This window comes from Helicobacter pylori (assembly GCF_030062585.1).
Taxonomy (GTDB): domain Bacteria; phylum Campylobacterota; class Campylobacteria; order Campylobacterales; family Helicobacteraceae; genus Helicobacter; species Helicobacter pylori_CN.
Genome location: NZ_CP071935.1, coordinates 660,096 through 684,185, shown reverse-complemented (window position 1 = coordinate 684,185; position 24,090 = coordinate 660,096). Strand labels below are relative to the sequence as shown.

17 protein-coding genes and 1 other RNA gene are annotated in these 24,090 nt (G+C 38.6%); 4 read left to right on the top strand and 14 right to left on the bottom strand.

Annotated features, from left to right (window positions below; genetic code table 11):
• Nucleotides 1-34: 34 nt before the first annotated feature.
• The 8 genes from J5F42_RS03265 to J5F42_RS03230 all read right to left on the bottom strand — a co-directional run bounded on the left by J5F42_RS03265 (nt 35) and on the right by J5F42_RS03230 (nt 9,859).
• A complete protein-coding gene (locus J5F42_RS03265) occupies nt 35-604 on the bottom strand; it encodes an outer membrane beta-barrel protein (RefSeq protein WP_097687476.1) in 570 nt (189 codons plus the stop codon).
• Nucleotides 601-3,681, bottom strand: a complete 3,081-nt coding sequence (hefC, locus tag J5F42_RS03260; protein ID WP_078265156.1) for an efflux RND transporter permease subunit HefC — start codon at nt 3,679-3,681, stop codon at nt 601-603. Before hefC ends, J5F42_RS03265 begins: the two co-directional genes overlap by 4 nt.
• Before the next feature lie 12 nt (nt 3,682-3,693).
• On the bottom strand, nt 3,694-4,398 hold the full coding sequence (hefB, locus tag J5F42_RS03255) for an efflux RND transporter periplasmic adaptor subunit HefB (RefSeq protein WP_078245622.1): 705 nt from the start codon (nt 4,396-4,398) through the stop codon (nt 3,694-3,696).
• A gap of 9 nt (nt 4,399-4,407) precedes the next feature.
• The gene (hefA, locus tag J5F42_RS03250) at nt 4,408-5,841 is read right to left on the bottom strand and encodes an efflux RND transporter outer membrane subunit HefA (RefSeq protein WP_108369162.1); all 1,434 of its coding nucleotides are present in this window, start codon (nt 5,839-5,841) and stop codon (nt 4,408-4,410) included.
• A gap of 9 nt (nt 5,842-5,850) precedes the next feature.
• On the bottom strand, nt 5,851-6,870 hold the full coding sequence (gene hemE, locus J5F42_RS03245) for a uroporphyrinogen decarboxylase (protein WP_000576194.1): 1,020 nt from the start codon (nt 6,868-6,870) through the stop codon (nt 5,851-5,853).
• Nucleotides 6,871-6,938: 68 nt separating this feature from the next.
• Nucleotides 6,939-7,556 (bottom strand): hypothetical protein, encoded by a 618-nt coding sequence (locus J5F42_RS03240; protein WP_162966107.1) that lies wholly within the window; start codon nt 7,554-7,556, stop codon nt 6,939-6,941.
• Nucleotides 7,553-8,209: a 3-methyladenine DNA glycosylase gene (locus J5F42_RS03235; RefSeq protein WP_283491545.1), complete on the bottom strand. Its 657-nt coding sequence runs from the start codon at nt 8,207-8,209 to the stop codon at nt 7,553-7,555. The genes J5F42_RS03240 and J5F42_RS03235 overlap by 4 nt, the downstream gene beginning before the upstream one ends.
• A 117-nt stretch (nt 8,210-8,326) precedes the next feature.
• Nucleotides 8,327-9,859: a flagellin A gene (locus tag J5F42_RS03230; protein WP_000885686.1), complete on the bottom strand. Its 1,533-nt coding sequence runs from the start codon at nt 9,857-9,859 to the stop codon at nt 8,327-8,329.
• A 164-nt stretch (nt 9,860-10,023) separates the two neighbouring features.
• Between J5F42_RS03230 and J5F42_RS03225 the strand changes: the two genes are divergently transcribed.
• The 4 genes from J5F42_RS03225 (at nt 10,024) to pbp1a (ending at nt 16,292) form a co-directional block, all read left to right on the top strand.
• Entirely contained in the window at nt 10,024-11,793 is a 1,770-nt protein-coding gene (locus J5F42_RS03225) for an ATP-binding cassette domain-containing protein (protein ID WP_198973042.1), read from the top strand.
• Nucleotides 11,794-11,864: 71 nt separating this feature from the next.
• Nucleotides 11,865-13,166 (top strand): chemotaxis chemoreceptor TlpD, encoded by a 1,302-nt coding sequence (gene tlpD, locus J5F42_RS03220; RefSeq protein WP_283491544.1) that lies wholly within the window; start codon nt 11,865-11,867, stop codon nt 13,164-13,166.
• Between the two features lie 22 nt (nt 13,167-13,188).
• Complete coding sequence (locus J5F42_RS03215) at nt 13,189-14,310, top strand: aminotransferase class I/II-fold pyridoxal phosphate-dependent enzyme (RefSeq protein WP_283491543.1); 1,122 nt, start codon at nt 13,189-13,191, stop codon at nt 14,308-14,310.
• Nucleotides 14,310-16,292 (top strand): penicillin-binding protein 1A, encoded by a 1,983-nt coding sequence (gene pbp1a / locus J5F42_RS03210; RefSeq protein ID WP_283491542.1) that lies wholly within the window; start codon nt 14,310-14,312, stop codon nt 16,290-16,292. The genes J5F42_RS03215 and pbp1a overlap by 1 nt, the downstream gene beginning before the upstream one ends.
• A 2-nt stretch (nt 16,293-16,294) precedes the next feature.
• Here pbp1a and J5F42_RS03205 read toward each other — a convergent pair whose 3' ends face one another.
• The 6 genes from J5F42_RS03205 to J5F42_RS03180 form a co-directional block, all read right to left on the bottom strand.
• The gene (locus tag J5F42_RS03205) at nt 16,295-16,873 is read right to left on the bottom strand and encodes a tumor necrosis factor alpha-inducing protein (RefSeq protein WP_000890826.1); all 579 of its coding nucleotides are present in this window, start codon (nt 16,871-16,873) and stop codon (nt 16,295-16,297) included.
• A 123-nt stretch (nt 16,874-16,996) separates the two neighbouring features.
• An RNA gene (rnpB, locus tag J5F42_RS03200) (RNase P RNA component class A) lies at nt 16,997-17,312 on the bottom strand.
• A 35-nt stretch (nt 17,313-17,347) separates the two neighbouring features.
• Nucleotides 17,348-18,820, bottom strand: coding sequence for a disulfide bond formation protein B (locus J5F42_RS03195; RefSeq protein WP_283491541.1), 1,473 nt, complete (start codon nt 18,818-18,820; stop codon nt 17,348-17,350).
• 9 nt (nt 18,821-18,829) lie between these two features.
• Nucleotides 18,830-18,994, bottom strand: coding sequence for a hypothetical protein (locus J5F42_RS03190; protein WP_000394803.1), 165 nt, complete (start codon nt 18,992-18,994; stop codon nt 18,830-18,832).
• Between the two features lie 107 nt (nt 18,995-19,101).
• Nucleotides 19,102-21,051 (bottom strand): site-specific DNA-methyltransferase, encoded by a 1,950-nt coding sequence (locus J5F42_RS03185; protein WP_283491540.1) that lies wholly within the window; start codon nt 21,049-21,051, stop codon nt 19,102-19,104.
• Nucleotides 21,048-23,990, bottom strand: coding sequence for a restriction endonuclease (locus J5F42_RS03180; protein WP_283491539.1), 2,943 nt, complete (start codon nt 23,988-23,990; stop codon nt 21,048-21,050). Before J5F42_RS03180 ends, J5F42_RS03185 begins: the two co-directional genes overlap by 4 nt.
• Nucleotides 23,991-24,090: the final 100 nt, after the last annotated feature.

Here is a 24,090-nt window from a genome sequence, read left to right as displayed (position 1 = left end):
TAACGACCACCAATAGGCTATTTTTTATTCTCTCTTAAAACATATAGCTATAAGCCGCATGGATAAAAACGCTCTCTAAAAAATAAGAATTTTTAAAAGAATTTCTGGTGTTTGAAAAAGGGATCTTAGCCCCAAGCTCTACGCGGTGGTGGCGATCGATTGTGCTACCAAGCCCCACATTAAACAAGCCGTTATAACCCATAAACGAACTATTTTTCATGCCTAAATGGTTGCTTTGATAAAAATACCCTATCCCAAGCCCCCCATACACCCCAAAGCTGTATTTTTTGTAAGTGTAAAAATCGCTCAACACATCAATATTTAAGCTCAATAAAGAAGTGTTAATCGTGTGCAGTGCGGTGGGTTTGATTGCCATAAGGTAGAAAAATTCACCCCTTAGTGCTAGAGCTTTAAAAAAAGCGAATTGATACCCCCCTTTAGCCCCCCATAAAAAAGCCGTATAAGAAGAATCACTAGCCGGTTTTGGGGTTATTTTAATGGGGGCTAAACCCACCATAGCCCCAAAATAAATATGACTTTTTTTAGGCTCAAACGCCCCTGACAAACCCACCCATAAAGCTAAAATGAAAACAATCTTTTTCATTCTAAAGTTTTTTGGTTTTGATAAAACCGCTTGATTTTATCGTCTATGGGAGCGAGCAAACGATAAAACACCGGCACAATGAGTAAGCTTAACACCATAGAAATCATTAAGCCCCCACTCATCGCAATCCCTATAGGGGATTTCATCGCCGCTCCATCCCCACTCGCCAACGCTAAAGGCAACATGCCGCAAACCATCGCAATGGTCGTCATTAAAATCGGTCTTAAACGGGTTTTGCCGGCAAATAAAATAGCTTCTTGGATATTCAAACCTTTTTTACGCTCTTCATTCGCCACATCAATTAAAAGCGTGGCGTTTTTACCCACCATACCAATGAGCAAAATCAAGCCTATCATAGAGAACATGCTCAAAGGCTGATGCACTAAACCTAGAGCAAAAAACGCCCCTGAAAAGCTTAAAGGCATGGTAACCATGATGATAAAAGGCTCTAAAATGGACTCATACAACGCCGCTAAAATCATATAAATCAACACAAACGCTGTCGCTAGAGCGATCAAAAACTCCCCATTAGTCTCTTTAGCGTTATCCGCTTCACCGGTGAATCTGTAATTCGCCCCTTCAACCAGCCATTCTTTAGTGTTTTTACTCACTTGCGTTAAAATTTCCCCTAAAGAGATACCCGCTTTAGGTTGAGCGAGCACCGTAACGCTGCGTTGGCGGTTATAACGAGAAATACTGGACGGGCTTTTAGTTTCTGTGATTTCCACTAAAGCGTCTAAAAACATCAATTTATCGTATTTGTTACGCACTTGCAAGCGTTTGATGTCTTCTACAGAAACGCGCTTGTCATCAGGCACTCTAATGATCATGTCGTATTCTTTACCATCTTCTTTGAACACGCTCGCTTGAGAAGTCCCAGAGAAAGCAGAGCTCACCACTGCTCCAATGGTTTGAGCGCTCACGCCGTATTTGTTGGCGTTTTGTCTTAAGATTTTGAGTTGCAATTGCGGTTGCGATTCGCTCGTGCTCGTATGATAGCCTTCAATTTTGCCTTTTAATTCAGGGCTTTCCAATAAGAATTTTTTCAAATTCGCCACGCTTTTATCCACCGCTTCTTGAGAATGGGAAAACACAAAAGTTTGGAAGGGCGAACTATCCCCACCGCCACCTAAAAGCGAGACTTCAGAAAGATTAATAGTATCTAAACCTTTAGCTTCAGGCATGCTTTTTAATTCCTTCCTTAAAGCGCTCATCAACTCAAATTGCCCCAATTGATTCTCTTTTTTACGCTCTTTTAAAGGCTTGAGTTGCACAAAAATCTTAGCCTTAAAAGGGTTTTGCGTGGTGCCATAACCCACTTGCAAGGTGGTGAATTCCACTTCAGCATGTTTTTCAATCGCTTTTTGAAAGATCTTACTCTTTTGTGTCATGTAATCTATGCTCACGCCCGGTTTAGCCTTAAGCCACACTAAAAACCTCCCCCTATCTTCTTTCAGCATGAACTCCATACCCAATTTAGAAGCCACAAAAAGCGAACCCACAAACACCAAAACCACCGCTATAGAGATAATGAGCTTGTGGTTTAATACCCATTGGAGCAACTTGGTATAACGAGACTCTAAAGCCTTAAAAAAAGGCTCACTCCACACATAAAAACGAGAATGCCTGGGATTGACCACGACTGAGCTTACCATGGGGATAATCGTAACGACCACCACATACGATAGAGCGATCGCTAAAGCCACCGTGATCCCAAAGCTTTGGAAAAAGCGCCCAATAATGCCTTTCATGTTCCCTATAGGCACAAACACAGAGAGTAGCATCGCTGAAATCGCCACTAGAGCAAAACCAATTTCCCTCACCCCCTCATAGCTCGCTTTTCGTTTGCTCATGCCCATTTCTAGCTTTTTATGGATGTTTTCAATCACCACGATCGCATCATCAATGATGATCCCTATCGCTAGCGTTAAAGCCACCATGGTGAGCATGTTTAATGAAAAACCCATCCATTGGATGAGCGCAAAAGTCCCCATGATAGAAATAGGGATAGAGATCGCTGAAACAAGGGTGATCGTGCCGTTACGCAAGAACGCAAACACCACTAAAACCGCTAAAATCGCCCCTAAGACTAGGTCAAATTTCACGTCTTCAATAGAGGTGCGGATATAGCTCGTGGTGTCTAAAAAGGGTCTGATTTCATAGCTAGGGCTAATGGCTTGAATGTGTTTTAAAGCTTCATACACCCTATCCACGATTTCAATTTCATTCGCTCCGGCAATCTTTTGGATTTCTAAAATCACACCGGGTTTGTCTTTAAAGCTCGCAAAAGTGTTGTCTTCTTCCAAACCGATTTCAATTTTTGCAATATCGCCAAGACGCACATGATTACCCACTTGGATCTTTTCTACATCCGCAACGCTATAACTATTCGCATTAATCAAAATAGACAATTCCCTTTGGCTATTGACAATGCGCCCCCCATCAATTTCCACATTCTCCGCTTTAAGCGTGCTGAAAAGATCCGCATAAGTCAGGTTGTATTTATTCATCAAAGTGGGATCTGCATAAATCCTAATCTGGCGCTCCCTAAAGCCGTTGAGCTGCACGCCCCCTACCCCATTGATTTTTTGGAGCATGGGCTTAATGGTGTTTTTAGCGTAGTCATTAAGGGTTGTAGCCGGCACGCTTGAACTGCTCACAAACAATGAAATAATGGCTTGGCTGTCGGTATCAAATTTATTGATAGAGGGTTTTTTAATGTTAGAATCATCAAAACGCACCGAAGAAATTTTATTAACCACATCGTTTAAGGCTTCTTCATTAGGTTTTTCTAACTCAAATTCAATGACGACGATACTCACATTTTTAGAACTCGTAGAAGTAACCTTTTTGATCCCATCAATCCCCATCACCGCTTCTTCAATCTTATCGGTTACCTTACTCTCTATGATTTCAGCGCTAGCCCCAGGATAAGTCGTAGTAACCACCACTGTAGGCAGATCAATTTTAGGGAAAAGCGCCACGCTCAATTTTTTAAAACCCATAGTCCCAAAAAAGACAATCGCCAAAGCAAACATCAAGGTCGTAATAGGACGATTAATCGCTGTTTTATACATCAAAATATCCTATTATTTCGTTTGGATAAACCCATCGCCAAAAAGCCCCACTGCCATAGGCTTAGACAAAAGGGCTTCAGCGCTCACTTTTCTGGTGTTTTCATCAACCGTGGGGTAAATCTTAGTGATTTTAGCTTCATGCTGGTTAGAATCCCCGTCTATAGAATAAGTGTAAGTGTCCCCCACTTTGACTGCATTAATATATTTAGAATCAAATTCAATAACCAATTTCCTAGCATGGCTGACTAATCTCAATAACACCGTGTTATTCGCGCTCACCCCCTCGCCCACCTGAATGTTTTTGCTCGCTATCACGCCATCAAAAGGGGCTCTTAAAATGGTTTTATTCAATACCGCAATAGAATAAGCGTAATCTGATTCCAAGCGCCTATAATTGAACTCATAACTCTCTAGAGTGTTTTTATCCACAGCGCCCCCAATTTTGCTGTATCGTTGGTATTGCTTTTTAGCGAAAATGAGTTGTTGTTCGGTAGAATCGCTCTGAGCCTGTTTGTCTTGATTATACAAAAGCAACAAAACATCGCCCTTTTTGACCACGCTCCCCTCAGTAACCTTAATGCTATCCACAATCCCTGTGCTGTCTAAGGTGAGTTTGGAATCTTGTATCGCTTTCACGTTGAAAATCGCATACACTTTTTCGCCAGCTTCCATGCTCAAAAAACTCAAAAAAAGTCCTATTAAAATTTTTCGTATCATTTTTATCCCTTAATGCACATAGTCGTCTATTTTATGCCCGCTGTTGAAAATGTAATTGGCTTTTTGCACTTCATAATTGTTGAGCGCTAAATTGTAAGCCACTTCTGCATCAAAGCGCGTGGTTAAGCCTCTTAAATAGGTGGTGAAATCCACTAAATTAGCGTCGTATTTCCTTTTAATATTGGCAAAAGAAAGATTAGCCGCATCCAAACTGGCCTTGGAAGATTCAATCTTGGCTCTGGCAATATCAAGCGACTTCCTGTAAAGCTGTTCGTCTTTTTCTTGCTCTAATTTTTTATACGCTAAATTCTTTTCATTCGCTAATTGGCCTAACATGATGGATTGTTTTTGCAAACTCAACCCTATATCATCAAAAATATTCAAAGTCGCAGTAACCCCAGCCGTATTTTGCTGACCGGGGTAGAAATTCCCAAAACGCCCTGTGGCATAAGCGGGTTTTTGGATCCAAAAAAGCCATGAGTCAAACACATCTATTTTGGGGTAATAATTGAGTTGTTTGTTTTGGTATCTGAGTGCGGAAATCTGCTCCCTTAAAGAGACTAAATCTTGCCTTTCTCTCAATTGCAAATTAGGCGCATCAATCGTGGTCTTTTTCAAATTTTTCACACTGAGATTGGTGAGGTATTCTAAAGTCAAGCGGTTTTGCTCCAAAGCAAATTGCATGTCTAAAATATCGTATTCGCTCAGATTCCCTTGCGCTTTTAAGCTTTGCAAATCATCAATCGTGGTTAGCCCTTTGTCATAGAGCTTGGTAACCCTTTTAATGTCTGTTTTGATTTGTTCCAACTTCTTTTGCAAAGCAATCATGCGAGCGAGGTTGTTAAAATACTCGTAGTATTGTTGCACCACTTGCAAATACACGCTCTGGCGGCTATATTCTAAATTAGCCACAGTGGAGCGGTAAGTCGCAGACTTTTCTTTGACATTATTCACATTGCTAAAGCCATTAAACACATTCAATGTGACTTGAGCTTGGAGTTGTTGGGTGTTATAATGCTTATATTCTGGAGTATCCCTAGCTTCATTTTTAAAATTATAACTCGCGTTCAAAGTGGGCAAAAACATCGCTTTGGCGATGGTGTGGTTCTTCATCGCTTGCTTGACACTGAGTTCTTGCGCTTGCAAACTGAGATTAGTGGTAGCTCCTTTTAGCAATTCATAAAGCCCCAAAGCGGCTTTATCGCTTTTTTCATGGTATTTAGCGATCTCTTGATTGATCGTGGTCGCTGTTTCTTTAGGCGAGGATAAAAAACTCGGTGTCGCTTCTAAAGAACTTGTCGGCGGATCAATGAGTTTTAAATTCTTGTGGCTATAATTGTTAAGGATTTGCTTGATTTCATCTGGGGTTTTAGAGGGGGTTTGCGCTAGAGTTAAAGCCGCACACAAGCCCCATAAACTAACATATCTTATAATAGTTTTCATCAATCCCCCCTATCGCCTGGTTTTAGCATGCACTAATTGCACTAAATATTTTGCGTTTTCTCTGGGTAAATCCGGTAACATCCCATGCCCTAAATTAAAAATATGCCCTTGATTGCCCATGACTTTTAGAATCCTTTCAACCCCTTCTTCTAAAGCGTTTTTATCATAAAGGCGGGTGGGTTCTAAATTCCCTTGCAAAACATACTTATCGCCTAAAATCTTTTTTGCCACCTCTAAAGGCGTGCCCCAATCCACGCCAAACACATCAAATTCCCCGTCTATGCTATCCAAATAAGCGCCAATGCCTTTAGGGAAAAGGATAACCGGGATATGCGCATAGCGTTTTTTAAGCTCTTTAGAGATTTTTTTCAAATAATCCCAACTGAATTTCAAATACGCTTCTTTTTCTAAAGCGCTAGCCCATGAGTCAAAGATCATCACTGCATTGACCCCTGCTTGGATTTGAAGGCTCAAATACTCTATCAATTCAAGGCTTAATTTTTCTAAAAGCGCTTTTAAAACTTCAGGCTCGCTATAGAGCATTTTCTTGCTTTTGGCATACGATTTGCTCCCCTCACCTTCTATCATGTAAGTCGCTAAAGTCCAAGGCGATCCGCAAAAACCGATTAACGCTTTCTCTTTAGAAAGCTTTTGGCGCGTTTGAGAAATCGTATCATAGACATAGTTTAGTTGTTTATAAGCCCCTACTTTTAGGCTTTCCACGCTTTTTAAATCTGTAATCGTCTCTAAAAAATGCGGTCCCTTTTTGGGGATAAACTCCAAATTCAAGCCCATTTCCAAAGGCACTACTAAAATATCGCTAAACAAAATAGCCGCATCCACGCCCAAAATCTCTACCGGCTGTAAGGTAACTTCTGTGGCTAAATCGCTATTTTTACACAATTCCAAGAAACTCCCCGCTTTCTTTCGGCTCTCTTGGTATTCGCTAAGGTAACGCCCCGCTTGCCTCATCATCCAAATAGGCGTATAAGGTGTTTCCTTTCTAAAACATGCATCAATGAAAATCATCATAAATCCTTAAAGGTTTGTCTGATTATGGTTTTTATACTCTATAGTTATTTTTCAAAATGAATATTTTACCCTAAAAATCTCGTAAAATCATAAAAAGTGAAAGTGATACCAATAGAATAAATATTCAATCGTGGCGTGCCAAAAGCCTTAGAAAATTTGCTTTGGATAAAATAAAAAGGGATACCGCCCCTTGCTTCTATGCTCAAGCCAAAATTTTTAGCCGCATTGAAAAACAAACCCACACTCCCCACCGCTGATTGGATATTGAATTGATACTTATCAATCTTAGCCCCTAAAATTTGGAGCTGATAGCCTAATGCAATTTTAGGGATAACCCACCCCTTAAAAAGCCTAACCCCAGCGACTAGCCCAGCGCTCATGAAATACGAATCGCCCATTCCTGCATCCAAATACCCCCCTAATAAAGCTTTCTTTTTTAAAACGAACCCTGCTTGAAAGCCTAAAGAAGCGTCATGGTAAATTTTATCCATTAAAATAGGCGGGCGGTTTTTAGGGCGGATGGGGGATCTTTTAGTCGTTTCTGCATGCTGGTAAAGATAGCCGATTTTAAAAGAGCCAAAATATTTTTTAGTAGGCTCTAAAGGTTTGAAAAAATTCCAATCCTTTTTAGCCAGTAAAACGCCTTTTAAAAGGCTTAAAATTAAAAAAAATCTAAAAATCAAAGTTTTAATTCCAATTTTTGTTTGGAAAATTCCACAATCTTTCCATGGAATCTCGCATAAAGTTGCGCTAAAGGAATGGTGTTTTCATAAAGCGCTAAAGCGGAATTTAAATTCTCTTGAACGCCTTTTTCAAAAAAATGTTGCAATTCGTCATAATCTTCTATCTCTATGCCTATTTTTTTTAAAAAAAGATAGCTGTATTTATCCACCATCATCACTTCTTTAGCGCACGCATAGCATAAAATCGCATCCGCGCTTTCTTTGCCAACGCCCTTTTGGTCTAAAAGCCACTCTCTGGTTACTTCTTGTTTAAAATTTTCAAAACTTTGAAAGTCTTTTAAAATATTCTTGCTCAAATCAATCAGTCGTTTGGCTTTTTGGTTATAAAACCCGCTAGGGCGGACACACTCTGCAAGCTTTGAAAACTCTATAGAAGCGATTTTTCTAAGATTGATCTCATCATCATTTTCTAAAATGAAAGCGTTTTTTAGATTTTCTAAAGATTTCAAAACGGCTTCAAATTTAGTATTTTGCGTTAAAACCGCCCCTAGTAGAGCTTCAAATTTCAAAGCGTTAGGCCACCACCAAGCAGGGGCGTTTTTCAATAAATCCAAGCTCTTTAAAGCCTTTAAAATCTCAAAACTATCCAACACAATAACCGCCTGTAATAAAAAGGAATCAAAAAGAGTATTTTATTAAAAAAGAAGCAAAAATGAAAGCGAAAAGCCAACGCTTAAAGCGTTAGCCCCATACAAACACCTTTCTTAAAACTAAGTTAAAAGCCTTAAGATATTTTGTTGAACGGTATTGGCTTGACTCATCGCATAGCTACCTGATTGCGCCAAAATGTTGTTTTTGTTGAAATTCGCGCTCTCTTCAGCGAAATCCACATCCCTGATTTGAGATTCAGCCGCTTTAACATTCACTTGAGTGATGCTGATATTATTCACGGTGCTAATCATTTGATTTTGCACAGAACCTAAATCAGATCGGACTTTATCCAACATTTTCATCGCTGATTCGGCAATATCAATCACCACCATCGCGCCTCTTAAGGTTGTAACCCCAGATCCCAAGCTTTGATTACCGCTAGCGATGACGGCGTTATAGTTCGCGCCACTGGCTGATTTGACATTAGCGTTAAAATTCCCAGTAACATCGCGCAAATTCACCGTGGTTTCTGCCACTTGAGATTCCCCAAAACCAATCGCTGTGAAGCCTAAATGTTGCGAGTCAGAAGCTGAAACGACATTGATGCTCTTAGCGTCTAAGCGTGTGAGAGAAAGCCTTCCATAGTTTGTAGAGCCTTTTGTTAAATCCTGACCGCCATTAACCATCGTTAAAGCACTAGGCCCATTACTGACGCTGTCGGTTTTGATTTCAATCCCACGACCATCTATACTGCGCAAATTCAAGCGCCCTTTTTGATCCGTATAAGCTTCCACGCCGGTTTCTGAAGTGACCGCATTGATCGCTGCGACTAACCTTCCGTCTGAGTCGTTTTTCTTAATATCTGCGATATTACCCAAATGGATCCCATTTAAGGTTAAATTACTCAAACTTCCTGACTGGACCGCCACATCGCTCGTGGTGATAACGCTCGCATAAGCTTTAACGCCTGTTCGGTTAGAGTTCTTGTTAATCACTTCTGCTAACACGCCAATCCCTGTGCCTGCTGAACTAGAGACTTTTACGCTCTCTAAAGTTACATCATTCACGCCATCCACTTGTTTAAAAGTCAAGCTAATATCCCCAGAAGCCGTGATTAACGCGCCTGTAGCGATACGAACCTGACCGATTTTATCGGAAGTGGTAGAGCCGATAGAAGCCTTAATGCTTTGGTTAGAATAAGCCCCTACTTGGAATTCTTTGTTAGTGAATTGACCAGACAATAACGCTTGCCCATTATAAGTAGTCGTATTACCGATGTTGTCTAAACCTTGAATCAAACGAACGATGTCAGATTGAATCGCTTTACGAGATTCCGTAGTTTGCCCGTCTTGAGCCGCTTGAGTCGCTTTAACCTTAACGGTGTCTAAGATTTTTAACTGCTCATCCATAGCCTTATCCGCAACCTGGATAATCCCCATGCCGTCATTCGTGTTGGCAATCGCTTGACCCAAACTGCTCGCTTGCGAACGCAAAGAATCCGCCACCGTCATGCCTGATGCGTCATCAGCCGCTTTATTGATCCTTAAACCTGAACTCAATCTCTCCAATGAAGTTTTAAGTGCGTTTTGAGTGAGTGCGGATTGCACATGCGCATTCATCGCATTGATATTTGTATTGACCCGAAAAGCCATTGTTGTAACTCCTTGTTATAAAAAACCCAAAGGCATCCTTGCTTTTGGTTGGAACTATAATCGGTTAAAGTTTGAAATTTTAAAGGGCTTTATTTTAAAAGTAAAATTAGGAGCATGAAAATGGGCTATAATAAAGAAAATTTGATTATTGAATTCAGACACCGATGGATACGATAAAAAGCATTCCTCTAAGGACTTTCATTTTACTCTATAAAAGCTCACCAAAATGTGTTGTATTGGCGTCAATTATAGTGCTGTTTGTCGGCATTATTCCATCTCTAAATATCCTTGTTATGATAAGATTGATTGATATTGTGGTAAATCTATTACAAAAGCATACGCATTTTGAATACAGCTTGCTGTTACCAACTTTGCTACTATGGGGAGCCTTGCTGTTTTTAACGCATGTATTCTCAGGAATTTTATCAAGCTTGCAAACCATTATTGCCGAACAATTTTCTATAAACATCATCACTCAGCTTGCTAATAAACTCACACAAGTTAAAAATCTAAGTTTTTTTGAGAATAAAGACCATACTATCAAGCTTAACACTATCCATAACGGACTGCACATCCGCCCCCTAAATTATGTCAGTAATCTTTTTTTTAATCTACAACGCATTATAGGGCTTATCAGTCTGTTTGGGATATTATTTTCCATTAGTATTTATCTACCCTTTATAATGATTTTTGCAACAGTGCCTTGTATTTTCATCTCCAATCATATAGCAAAAAAACATAGTGCTTCCATAGATAAGCTTCAAGACAAAAAAGAGAGCATACAAAATTATCTATATTCTGGACTAGATAACCAAAAGAACAAGGACAACCTATTATTTAACTTCATGCTAAATTTTCATCATAAATTTATTGAAAACAAAGAATTATATATCAATCATTTTGTGAAAATCGCCCAAAAAAACTTAATGCTTACCATATATGCTGATATTTTAATCACCACTCTAAGTATCGCACTATTTTTTCTAATGGTTTTTATTATCCTTTCAAAATCTATTGGTGTGGGGGCAATTGCTGGGTATATCCAAGCGTTTAGCTCTACTGAGCAGCAACTACAAGATTTATCATTTTATGGAAAGTGGTTTTTTGCTATCAATAAATACTTTGAAAATTATTTTTATATATTAGATTACAAAACACCAAAACCAGAATCACAAATCAGATTAGAAGAAAAAATCCATAGCATTACATTTGAAAACATTAGTTTCTCTTATCCTAATTCAAAACTTATTTTTGAAAACTTTAATCTCTCTTTACACTCTGATAAAATTTATGCACTAGTCGGCAAGAATGCTAGCGGAAAAACCACGCTGATTAAATTATTGCTAGGGTTTTATATCCCAAATTCAGGTCAAATTATTATCAATAACAAATACTCGTTACAAGATTTAGAGCTAAATAGCTACCACCAACAAATGAGCGCTGTATTCCAAGATTTTTCTCTTTATGCTGGGTATAGCATTGATGATAATCTTTTCATGCAAAACAGCCCCACAAGAGAGCAATTAAAGCAAAAGAGAGAAATGCTAAAATCTTTTGATGAAAATTTTCAAAATTGTCTTAATGATTATAGCAACGCATTATTTGGAACACAATATAATGGTGTAGATTTTTCTCTGGGTCAAAAGCAACGCATAGCCACTATAAGAGCCTTTTTAAAACCAAGTCATTGTGTTGTTTTAGATGAACCAAGTAGTGCTATTGACCCCATTATAGAAAAAGAGTTTTTGGATTTTATTTTTAAAAAATCGCAATCTAAGATTGCTTTAATCATTACACACCGTATGGGCAGCGTCAAACAGGCTGATGAAATTATTGTGTTAGACAAAGGCAAACTTATAGAACAGGGCAACTTTAAAACCCTTATAAAGAAACAGGGCTTATTCTCTGAATTGTATTTGAAGCAGCAATACTAACGAGCGATTAAAATATTTGGTAATTTTGGGTATAATCCCAAAAGATTCAAATTTAAATAAGGAATGCCACCATGTTTGGGAATAAACAGTTGCAACTTCAAATCAGTCAAAAAGATTCTGAAATTACGGAGTTAAAAAAGGAAGTCAATCTCTATCAAAGCCTTTTAAATTTGTGCTTGCATGAAGGTTTTGTAGGCATTAAAAACAATAAAGTCGTTTTTAAAAGCGGGAATCTTGCAGGCTTAAGCAATCTAGAAGAGCAAAGCGTTCATTTTAAAGAAAATGCAGAGAGCGTTAATTTACAAGGCGTTTCTTATTCTTTAAAAAGCCAAAATATTGATGGCGTGCAGTATTTTTCACTAGCCAAAAAAACAGGGGGTGTGGGGGAATACCATAAAAGCGATTTGTTTAAGACTTTTTGCGCGAGCTTAAAAGAAGGCTTAGAGAACGCGCAAGAAAGCATGCAGTATTTCCATCAAGAAACCGGCTTGCTCTTGAATGCGGCTAAAAATGGCGAAGCGCATTCTACTGAAGGATTAGGGACCGTTAATAAAACGGGTCAAGACATCGAATCGCTTTATGAAAAGATGCAAAACGCCACTTCATTAGCGGACTCTCTCAACCAACGGAGCAATGAAATCACTCAAGTCATTTCTTTGATTGATGATATTGCAGAGCAAACCAATCTCTTAGCCCTAAACGCCGCTATTGAGGCCGCACGAGCGGGTGAACATGGCAGAGGGTTTGCGGTGGTGGCTGATGAGGTGAGAAAGCTCGCTGAAAAAACCCAAAAAGCCACTAAAGAAATCGCTGTCGTGGTTAAAAGCATGCAACAAGAAGCCAACGATATTCAAACCAATACCCATGACATTAATTCTATTGTAAGCTCTATTAAGGGCGATGTGGAAGAGCTTAAATCCACCGTAAAAAATAACATGATTGTCGCACAAGTGGCAAAATACACCATCTACAATATCAATAACCGGGTGTTTTGCGGTCTGGCCAAACTGGATCATGTGGTCTTTAAAAACAATCTTTATGGCATGGTTTTTGGTCTCAATTCCTTTGACATTACCAGCCATAAGAGTTGCCGTTTAGGCAAATGGTATTATGAGGGCGCGGGTAAAGAAAACTTTGCTAACACTTCAGGCTATAGAGCTTTAGAAAGCCACCATGCGAGCGTGCATGCTGAAGCTAATGATTTGGTTAAAGCCGTTCAAGAAGATCATGTTACCGATTCAAAATACCTAGAACATAAAGTGCATTTAATGGAAGATAGTGCTAAGCATGTTAAAGAAAATATTGATAAGATGTTTTACGAAAAACAAGATGAACTCAATAAAATCATTGAAAAAATTCAAAAAGGCGAATGATTCCATTCAATGAAGCGTTTTGATGTTTTCTAAATCCTTAGAAGCCTTGCACCATGTTAAACGATACCGCAAAAGAGAGTTGTTTGACCCTTTATTAAAGGATTACGCTTCTAACGATTATTTGGGTTTGAGCGTTAAAAAAGATTTGCTTCAAAACGCTTTTAATAAGCTCCAATCCTTTGTTTCTCATTCCCCCAAGGCTTCCATGCTAGTCAATGGCTACCACCCTTTGCATGCAGAATTAGAAGAACGATTAGCGGATTTGTTAGAATTTGAAAGCGCTCTTTTAGTGGGGAGTGGTTTTTTGGGCAATCTGGCTTTAATAGACACCCTTTTAGTCAAAAACGCTCTCTTATTCATGGACGCACACTACCATGCGAGCGGGATCTTTAGCACTAAGATTAAGCCTAATCAAGTGATCTTTTTCTCGCACAATGATATTAAAGATTTGAAACAAAAACTCTTTAACGCCCCTAAAAACAAGCTCAAATTCATAGCCATTGAGGGGGTTTATTCTATGGATGCGAGTATCGCTCCTTATGATTTTTATGAAATAATTCAAGAAATCCCTAACGCTTTTTTAATCGTGGATGAAGCCCATAGTTTTGGGACTATCGGCGAGAATTTGTTGGGTTTTTTAGAATATCATCGCATCAAAGAAAAAGACAAAATCATTAAGCTCAGCACTTTTTCTAAAGCGCTTGCGAGCTATGGGGCGTGTATTTTAGCCCCCTTACAAACCATAGAGTTTTTAACCAATCGCGCTAAAAGCGTGATTTACACCACCGCTTTAAGCCTGTTAGACACCGCTTTAACTTTAGCCCATTTAGAATACTTTATCGCGCAAAAACAAGAATTAAAAAATGAGCTTAGCAAACACCAACAGATTATTTTTGAAACTTTAGGTATTAGAACGCTCGCAGGATTTTTTACTTTAGAGTTTGAAAACAATCCCGATCTTTTAAACGCCCATCATTTTTTGAAAGAAAAAGGGTTTTTAGTGGGAGCTATCCGCCCTCCTACGGTTTCTAAACCCCTTTTACGAGTCTCTTTATCCCTCAAAAACAGCTTAGAAGACACTAAAGATCTTGCGAACACCCTTTTAAATTATTCTAAAATACAATCTTCTTTTAAGAGTGATTAATGCTAAAAAAGATTTTTTATGGTTTTATCGTTTTATTTTTGATTATCATAGGGTTGTTAGCCATTCTTATCGCTCAAGTTTGGGTAACTACGGATAAGGATATTGCTAAGATTAAAGATTATCGCCCGGGCGTCGCTTCACAGATTTTAGACCGAAAAGGGCGTTTGATCGCTAATATCTATGATAAGGAATTTCGTTTTTATGCGCGTTTTGAAGAAATCCCCCCACGATTCATTGAAAGCCTTTTAGCGGTAGAAGACACCCTCTTTTTTGAACATGGGGGGATCAATTTAGACGCTATCATGCGCGCTATGATTAAAAACGCTAAAAGCGGTCGCTACACTGAAGGGGGTAGCACCCTAACCCAACAGCTCGTTAAAAACATGGTGCTCACACGAGAAAAAACCCTGACCAGAAAGCTCAAAGAAGCTATCATCTCCATACGCATTGAAAAAGTCTTAAGCAAAGAAGAAATTTTAGAGCGTTATTTGAACCAAACTTTTTTTGGGCATGGGTATTATGGCGTGAAAACCGCAAGCTTAGGGTATTTTAAAAAACCTCTTGACAAACTCACGCTTAAAGAAATCGCCATGTTAGTCGCCTTACCCAGAGCTCCGAGTTTTTATGACCCCACTAAAAACTTAGAATTTTCACTCTCTAGGGCTAATGATATTTTAAGGCGGTTGTATTCTTTAGGCTGGATTTCTTCTAACCAGCTCAAAGGCGCTCTCAATGAAGTGCCAATCGTTTATAACCAAACTTCCACGCAAAATATCGCTCCCTATGTCGTGGATGAAGTATTGAAGCAATTGGATCAATTAGACGGGCTAAAAACTCAAGGCTATACCATAAAGCTTACGATAGATTTGGATTACCAACGCTTAGCGTTAGAGTCCTTGCGTTTTGGGCATCAAAAAATCTTAGAAAAAATCGCTAAAGAGAAGCCAAAAACTAACGCATCTAATGATGAAGATGAAGACAACTTAAACGCCAGCATGATAGTTACAGAAACGAGCACCGGTAAGATTTTAGCTTTAGTGGGGGGGATTGATTATAAAAAAAGCGCTTTCAATCGCGCCACGCAAGCCAAACGGCAATTTGGGAGTGCGATCAAGCCTTTTTTGTATCAAATCGCCTTTGATAATGGCTATTCCACGACTTCTAAAATCCCTGATACCGCGCGAAATTTTGAAAATGGCAATTATAGTAAAAACAGCGCGCAAAACCACGCATGGCACCCTAGCAATTATACTCGCAAATTTTTAGGGCTTGTAACCTTGCAAGAAGCCTTGAGCCATTCGTTAAATCTGGCTACGATCAATTTAAGCGATCAGCTTGGCTTTGAAAAAATTTATCAATCTTTAAGCGACATGGGGTTTAAAAATCTCCCTAAAGATTTGTCTATTGTGTTAGGGAGCTTTGCTATCTCACCCATTGATGCGGCTGAAAAGTATTCTCTATTTTCTAATTACGGCACCATGCTCAAACCCATGCTCATTGAAAGCATCACCAACCAACAAAACGAAGTCAAAACTTTCACGCCTATGGAAACCAAAAAGATCACTTCCAAAGAACAAGCTTTTTTAACCCTTTCAGCGCTGATGAATGCGGTAGAAAACGGCACAGGGAGTTTGGCTCGCATTAAAGGCTTGGAAATCGCTGGTAAAACCGGGACTTCTAACAACAATATTGACGCTTGGTTCATTGGCTTTACCCCCACCTTACAAAGCACGATCTGGTTTGGGAGGGACGATAACACGCCTATTGGCAAAGGAGCGACAGGAGGCGTTGTGAGCGCGCCTGTGTATTCGTATTTCATGCGCAATATTTTAGCGATTGAACCCTCTTTAAAAAGAAAGTTTGATGTCCCCAAAGGATTGCGTAAAGAAATCGTAGATAAAATCCCCTACTACTCAACCCCCAATTCCATCACCCCCACCCCCAAAAGAACAGACGATAGCGAGGAACGCTTGTTGTTCTAATCCTACATGGCTATAGGGACTTTAACATCTCCGTAATTGACAGAATCTTTAAAGATTTCTTCCACTTTAGTAACAAGGATACTCACCGCTTGATTGTCTAAGGCCATTTTATGCAACCCTTCACTCAAAGCGTCCTTATCAAAACCACGCGCACGCACTAACGCAAACACTTCCTCATTGTTAGGATTGATATAAATCCCTAAACGATCCACATTCATCAAGCTATCATAAATGGGCTGTGTCATTTGGATAAACATTTCATTAGTGATCTTTTGCTTGATGCGGTTGGATTTAGAAAGGTAAGCCTCTTTGAGTTTATGCACAATATTTTGTGCCACTCTTATTGTCGCTCTTTTGGTAGCGATTTTTTCTATCTCTTCAGTTTTCTTACCATCCACAATGTGCGAGCTATCCACCCCTTGCGTGATATACTCACTGCGATTTTGCAACATCCAATAAGGCACATCTTGCAAGAAAGAATTCCTTTGTGAAGTGTTTGGGCAAGTGCAAGCCTGCAACATCAAAACACCCAATCCGCATAAAAATAATTGCTTGCTTTTTAAAAAAGATTTTTCTAACACGCTATCTCCTTTGATTTTGATTTTACAGAGTGTAACACAAATCTTTAAGATTTTAAACAACAATTAGGTAAAAAAATAAAAAAAATAAAATGATTGAAACTTTATTAAAAAATCAACACGCAGTTGAGCATTAGAATAAGCCGGGTTCTGTCAATGGATGGCCATTTATCTGGGAAATATTTTGCAATATTCCTCAAGCGAAGCGTGTATCAATTTAGACTTACCATGCGCTTCTTGCTACAAATTGGGTTTGCCCAAACAAGCTAAATTGCTTTAGCTCTGGTGGGCTCTTACCCCACCCTTTCACCCTTACCTTAAAAAGGCGGTTTGCTTTCTGTGGCACTTTCCCTTAGCTTGCGCTAGCCATCCGTTAGATGGAATTTTGTCTAATGTAGCCCGGACTTTCCTCTATTCTAAAATAGCGACCATCTTCTAATGCGTTAATATATTAGAAAAAAGTAGCTTTAAAAGAGTTTAAAAATTAAGGGTATAGAGAATATTTTTATCATTCTCATAGCTCACAAGGATAAGCTCATTATCCCTAAATCCCCCAGCGCTGATATTTTTAATCTCTTTAGGCAAACCATAAACTTCAAGGATCTCTTCTTTTGTAGGGTCTATGACTAAAAGCGTGTTAAATTCCTTACTGAACGCATAAAGCTTGTTATCCTTTAAAGCTAACGCGCTGATGACTAACTCGCCCAATTTCCTTTTTTCTTTAAGTTTGGCATTGCCTAGTTCAAGTAAAAACTCCCCATGCGCTTGTTTGTCGCTATTAAGCATGGAAATAATAATCAAATCCTTATAACGCTTGTTAGGAGCAGTGATCAAATAAGTGAATTTAACCCCTCTTCTTGCAGCGCTAACATAATAGTTTTTCGCCCTAGAAGTTTTCAAGCGGCTGCGTTCCACTTCATCAAAAGAGTTGGCCCCTTCTAAAAAATAAGGGAAATTTTTAAGCGCGTTAGCGTTTTTGTTAGGAGTGATTTCTACGCTCGTTTTATTATTGCCCATGATCACAATGTTTTCATCTTCGTTAAAATCCGCCCCCACGAACGACCCCACCGTCGCGCTGTAATAGCTATCCAACACCATATGGCTATGAGTGGTTTTCAAATCGTTACTTACAAGATAAAGCCCTTGGTTTTCTGTAGTAAGAATCGCCTTGTCTTCATTGAAATTCAAATCCGTGATCGCTCCATTCAGTTTTAAGGGAAGTTCTTCTTTTTTTTCAATCTTTAGAGTTTTTGTAATTTCTAAAGGCGAATGCTCGTAATCATTATCTTTAGGCAAAGTGCTCAATTTCAAAGGCTCGCCCACATCTCTTCTGCCTAAAACGCTTCTTGGGAATTTCAAATGATCCCAATTCTCCATAGACCAGACCGATTCTTTCAAATTCCAAGAAAAACGCACCGGATCGCTTTGCCCTATGTAAGGGAAAGGCCCGGTAGAAATAAACGCTTGCACGGCGTTAGAACCCACCACTATAAGGAAAACATAAAAAGCGCTTTTTTGGAGTGCGTTTAACGAATCATCTTTAAAAAGTTGGGTATTAGGGGCAAAAAAGAGCAAGACCGCTAAAAGCGCCACCACGCTAAAAAAGACAAAAAGCGCCCAAAACTGCGTGTGCAAGCCCAAAATAGCGAGTGCAAAGCCCTGCCCCACATCTTCTAAAGCATGACTACCCGTATGATAAAAGCTCTCATATAGCCCGCTACTAGCCATGAGCAACAGCAAGGCAATGTATTTAGGCTTAAACCCAAAACGCACCACCAAAAGCGCCACCGCCCCTATTAAAATCATGTTGATGCGTTGCGCCCAGCAAAAAATACAAGGCGAATCCTTCAAAACATAGCCAAAATAAAAATTCGCCAAACCCACAGGAAAGATCAAAATCCCTAAAATTGCCAAAGAAAAAAGATTGTAAAATTTAGCTTCTTTATCCATGTATCCCCCTTATAGATTCATGTTAGGCAAAACGCTAGAGCTGTGGGCTATAAAAATAATAAGCTCCACTAACCACACCACAATCAAAATCCCAAACGCCCAATTTTCTTTTTCAGGCTTTTTAAACGCTATCAAAATAGCGGCCAGACTTAAAATCAGTCCTAAAAACTCCATGCCGTTCCTTAAAATTTTCGTAGGATTATACTCAAAAACAAACTATTGGATAAATAAAAGATTAGAAGCGAGACCACTCAAGCGGTTTTAACCCCTTTTATTTCCAATCAATACACCACGCTTAAACGCTCTTTAAAGCTAGCGTTGAGATTGAGAAAGGCTTCTAAATCAATCTCTTCATAGCCGTCTAAAAATATCATTTCGTTTTTGCTTTTGGCTAAATATTCTTGCGCTTCTTTATCGCACACGATACAAAAGTAAGCGTCTTCGCATTTGTAGAGTTTGTCTTTGATGATAATCTCTAGCGCTTGATCGAGCGTTTTGCCGCATTGTAAGGCTAAATTTAGGGCTTTGTCAAAGGGCGTTAAATGAGAATGGTTGAAAAGCGTTATTTCTTCTTTGTCGTTTGTAATTTGCGCTTTGTCTTGTAAGGTATAAACTTTAAAGCCTAAATCCAAACCGCTATCTTTTGAAGATTCGATGATTTTTTGAGCGGCTCTTTTAACCCTTTCTATGGTAATATCGCTAATGACAGGCTTTGTGCTTTTTAAAACATTCTTACAAAAATCATAAGCACTTTTATCTTCTTTTATCTCTTCGTCAATTTGAACTAAAATAAATTCCCTATTGCCTTTATCTTCTGCGTTTAATTCCATCACCGCATGCGCGGTCGTCCCGCTCCCGGCGAAAAAATCTAAGATGATGTCGCCTTTTTCGGTAGCAATCCCAATAATTCTCTGCATAAATGCCATTTGCTTAGGATTATCAAAAACCATAATCCCATTAAACAATTCTTGTAATAGAGCATAGTCAGGGCGTTGATCATCACTCATTATAGATTTAGGACGCTGTGTATGATTTTCATCTAAATATCTTTTAAGAGTAGGCAAACTCCCATCTGTATGGAAATGAATGCGATTGTCTTTGATTAACTCTTGTAATTTTTCTTTGGAATATCTAAAGCCACCGGGCGGAATAGGATCTTCTTGATTAGTCAAGGGGTTTATAATCTTAAACTTATTACCATTCTTTACACCTCCCAAATTATCCTTACGATAAAGTCCTTTTTCATCAAAATACCAATAATTTGTAAAATCCATAAATCTTGGATATTTTGTTAGTTCTTTTAATTCTTCTGTAATTTCATCATTACTTAAATCTTTATTTTGTAAAGTCTTAACCCTTGAATAATATTCTTTAACATTATTTTTTGGAACTTGCCATTTATCATTCTCATGTTTTTTACTTAAAAATGAAATATCTTTTGCATAAATTAAACAATACTCATGCGAAACAGAAACAAACAAACTTTGATTTTTAGAACTATTAGTATTCCTAACAATTTCAGCCACAAAATTATCCTCCCCAAAAATTTCATCGCACAAGATTTTTAAATTCGCGCATTCGTTATCGTCAATGCTAATAAAAATCACGCCATCTTCTTTAAGCAAATCGCGTGCGAGTTTTAGGCGAGGTAGCATGAAAGAGAGCCAACCGCTATGCGTTCCGCTCCCTTGAGTGTTTTTAAAAAATTTCAAGCTCTCGCTTTCTGTTTCCTTTCCGTTTTCATCTATTTCCATTAAACCCACTTCCCTTAAAATCTTTTGATAATCTTGCCTGAAATTATCCGGATAAATAAAATCATCGTTTCCAGTGTTGTAGGGCGGATCAATGTAAATCATTTTGATTTTTTCGCTGTAAGCGGATTTTAAAAGTTTGAGCACATCAAGATTGTCGCCTATGATAATAGCGTTGTTGGAGTGTTTGTTGGCTGAAGTTTGGGGCGTAAAACTTTCTTGTAATTTGAGTTGTTTTTGGCAAGGTTCAGAATAAAGAGCGTTGGCAAGCCCTTTTCCCGTCCAAGTGAGCTCATAGCCGCTGATATCGTTCATGCTTTCATTAAAGCCTAAAAGCATTTTGATAGCGCTTAAGCTCACTTGTCCGTCTTTTATCGTTTGCGGGAAGTTCTTTAAAAGCATGTCAAAAAGGGGGTTATTTTCTTGCTGGCTTTGGATAATGTTGATACCCATTTTTTTGGCTTGATTTTTGTCTGTCATGGCGTTTCCTTTAATGCACTTTTAAGCGCGCTCAATAAATCTTGTTTGTTAATGCGTGTGGCAAAAACGACTCGTATTTCTTTTTTTGCGTTCTTTAAATTTTGAGATAGCGTTTCAAAAAAGATCTTAGCGTAGTCCATTTTACGCTTTTCATCTGGTGGGATATCGCTTTCTTTGTCATAGCCTTTGGTTTCGCAAACAAAAAAGATTTTTGCACCCTTTTCATCTTTAAGCAAATAAGCAAAATCAGGCTCATAGTTTTTATAAGGCGTTGGGATTTTAAATTTAGGGAGCTTGGCAAAAACTTCTATTCTTTTACCTTCCAGTGTTTGCACCCGCTCTTCACTCACTTCTTCTTCAATTTTAGAATCATAAATGATCGTCTCATAAAGATAGTTTTGGTTTGGAGTTTGCGCGCTTTTGTATTTGCCTAATTTGTGTTTTTCAATCTCATTTTTTGGCGAGCCATCTTCAAAATAAAGCGGATCGGTTTTATCAAAAGCCGTGTTAGAAAAGGCGTTTTGGCAAAATCCATAACTCACGCAAGAAAGCAAATTTTCATGCAACTTATCTTTAATGATGCCTTTAAGCAATTTAAAGGCTTTTTTGGGTGAGTTTGTAAAATGCTCTTTGTTTAAAGCGTTGTAGAGTTCAAGCGTGAATTTTAAGGGTAAGCGCTCATCTTTGGCAAAGTCAAGCAGAAGCGCGTTGATTTCTTTTTGTAAGGCGTTAGCGTAGTTTTTGATTTTTAGGGTGTTTGATTGCTCTGTGATGATTTGATTTGTTTTTGCATCATACCTTTTGCTTTCAAAAGTGATTATCTCATGCACCACTTGGCTTTCATTAAACGCTTTGGCGATAGATTCTATCAGCTTGTTTTTTTGGATATTTTGATAGCTTAACTGGCTTTGCGCGTTGATGGTTTGCCATAACTCTTTAAATTCCTTAGCTAAATTTTGGCGGATTTTGACTTTTTCTGGAGACTGATTGGCGTTTATAACTTGATCGCACTTGTTGGTTGGATTTTCAGCCATTTTAAAGGCGCTTAAAACGGCGTGATATTCTTCATCGCTTAAAAAGCTTTTTATCCTTTCTTCGTTGTTTTGCATTATCTCGCAAATAGGGGCAATGATTTTGTAAGCGTTGTTTGTTTCGTCAAATTCTACGGCGTTTAATGTTTCTAATGCATCGCAAAATTTATTGATCTTTCTTTCATTAAGCCCTAACCTGGCTAACTTCTCTCTGTCTAGCATGCTGCCACCACCAATAAAACTGCTCGCTTCAATCTCTTTTTGCAAATCCTCTATAAAGCCCACTTCTTCGCCACTCACTAGCATATCAAGGTAGTTTATTTTATAAAAGGCGTTGTCATTGCCTTTTAAAAATCCATGCGTAACGCGCTTGCCCTCTTGATTAAGTGCGATCCTTAACCCGCGCCCCACTTGCTGATGGCGGCTTGTTTCGCTGGTGGAGCTTGCCAATTTAATAAGGGTAAAAATGTTTGGATTATCCCAACCCTCTTGCAAAGCCCACACGCTAAAAATAAAACGCAAAGGCGTTTGAAATGAAAGCAGTTTTTCTTTTTCGCTTAAAATCATTTTAATGTCGTTGGCTTCAATATTTTCTTTGCTGCTTTCTTTTTTGCCCTTATTGAGCGCTATGCTATCGCCGCTAAAATAGCCTTGATGGACGCGTAAATTACCGCTATCATCAAAATCTCTCGCTAAATATTCTCTATAGCTTGGCGATAAATTTTCCTTTGTTAGAATTGAAGCGCGTTTGAGTTTGTAAAGCCTTTCAAATTCGGTTTTAATAAAGGGCGTGCCTTTGTTATCAATTTGCCTAAAATCCTCAATTTTTGGGATAAAAAACAGACTTAACGCTTTAATATTTTGATCAAATAAAAACGCCTCTTTTTCAAAATGCAAGTCAATGGCTTTTTCTAAAAGAGTGCTGATTTCATCTTGCGTGAGTTTATAAGAAGCCTTTTCAAGCGTAGCGCCATTACTCAAATAAGCCTTATCTTTGGTGGTTTTGACCAAGCTAACGCCGTTAAAAGAAGCGTTAATTTTGCCTAAATCCTCTCCTTTTGAAAGCGTGATTTGTTTAAGAATGCCCGCTTTGTAAAAGGCAATTTTTGCGCTTTTTGAATCCGCATTGAGCAAAAACGGGCTTTGCGCATCTTGCATGACAGAATGGACACGGATTTGTTTGACAAGGTAATTTCTAAACGCGCTGATTGAATCCAAACAAAAGGCGACATTGCTTAAAGCATGCTCTTTTTCTTTGGCAAAAGTCGCCCCAAAGCGAAAATAAAGCGCACCTATTTTACCAAAATACTTACCAAACGCCTCACCCTTAAGCAAATGCGGCTCGTCTATGATGGAAATAGGCTTTAAATCAGCGATATTTTCAAAAATGCTTTTAGTGTTAAAAAGGTTTTCGCTGTTTTTATTGAGTATGTTTCCCTCCTTGTCAATCGCGCTGTTAGTGAGGAGCAAGACACTCAGTTCATCTTGGTTTTTAATGTAATGGTTGATAATGTTGCTTTGCGATTTAACCCCTTCATAAGTGTAGGTTTTCAGGTGGCGTTTGAATTCTAAATAAAAATAATCTTTCGTAAGGCGGATATTTTGCTTAACTGATTCTAAAATGGCTTTGCGTGGGACAAAGATGATGAATTTATTTTGCTTGTAAGCCTTATGGAGTGCAAAGATCAAATTCAAATAAGTGAAAGTTTTGCCCGTGCCTGTCTCCATTAAAATATCAACATTAAGCTTGCCGCTTAAATTTCTGACAGGAATTTCGCATGTGGCGTGGAATTGACTTAAACAATCTTTTAGATTTAAGGCATCGTGGCGCTTAAAATCAAAGCCATCTAAAAGCGTGATAATGTTATTAATACACTCTTGCTGGTAGTCTTGCTTTTCAAAAATCATTGGTGTTTTTGCCTTTGGTGTTTGCGAGCGTCTTAATCTAAAATGGGTAAAAAAGCAAAGCCCCTTTTTAGAGCTTGAGTTATCTTGAACCCATTACAAT

Excerpts from the sequence above, each read along its gene's own strand:
- J5F42_RS03265 (WP_097687476.1), bottom strand. The coding sequence starts at position 604 with ATGAAAAAGATTGTTTTCATTTTAGCTTTATGGGTGGGTTTGTCAGGG.
- hefC (WP_078265156.1), bottom strand. The coding sequence starts at position 3,681 with ATGTATAAAACAGCGATTAATCGTCCTATTACGACCTTGATGTTTGCT.
- hefB (WP_078245622.1), bottom strand. The coding sequence starts at position 4,398 with ATGATACGAAAAATTTTAATAGGACTTTTTTTGAGTTTTTTGAGCATG.
- hefA (WP_108369162.1), bottom strand. The coding sequence starts at position 5,841 with ATGAAAACTATTATAAGATATGTTAGTTTATGGGGCTTGTGTGCGGCT.
- hemE (WP_000576194.1), bottom strand. The coding sequence starts at position 6,870 with ATGATTTTCATTGATGCATGTTTTAGAAAGGAAACACCTTATACGCCT.
- J5F42_RS03230 (WP_000885686.1), bottom strand. The coding sequence starts at position 9,859 with ATGGCTTTTCGGGTCAATACAAATATCAATGCGATGAATGCGCATGTG.
- J5F42_RS03225 (WP_198973042.1), top strand. The coding sequence starts at position 10,024 with ATGGATACGATAAAAAGCATTCCTCTAAGGACTTTCATTTTACTCTAT.
- tlpD (WP_283491544.1), top strand. The coding sequence starts at position 11,865 with ATGTTTGGGAATAAACAGTTGCAACTTCAAATCAGTCAAAAAGATTCT.
- J5F42_RS03215 (WP_283491543.1), top strand. The coding sequence starts at position 13,189 with ATGTTTTCTAAATCCTTAGAAGCCTTGCACCATGTTAAACGATACCGC.
- pbp1a (WP_283491542.1), top strand. The coding sequence starts at position 14,310 with ATGCTAAAAAAGATTTTTTATGGTTTTATCGTTTTATTTTTGATTATC.
- J5F42_RS03195 (WP_283491541.1), bottom strand. The coding sequence starts at position 18,820 with ATGGATAAAGAAGCTAAATTTTACAATCTTTTTTCTTTGGCAATTTTA.
- J5F42_RS03190 (WP_000394803.1), bottom strand. The coding sequence starts at position 18,994 with ATGGAGTTTTTAGGACTGATTTTAAGTCTGGCCGCTATTTTGATAGCG.
- J5F42_RS03185 (WP_283491540.1), bottom strand. The coding sequence starts at position 21,051 with ATGACAGACAAAAATCAAGCCAAAAAAATGGGTATCAACATTATCCAA.
- J5F42_RS03180 (WP_283491539.1), bottom strand. The coding sequence starts at position 23,990 with ATGATTTTTGAAAAGCAAGACTACCAGCAAGAGTGTATTAATAACATT.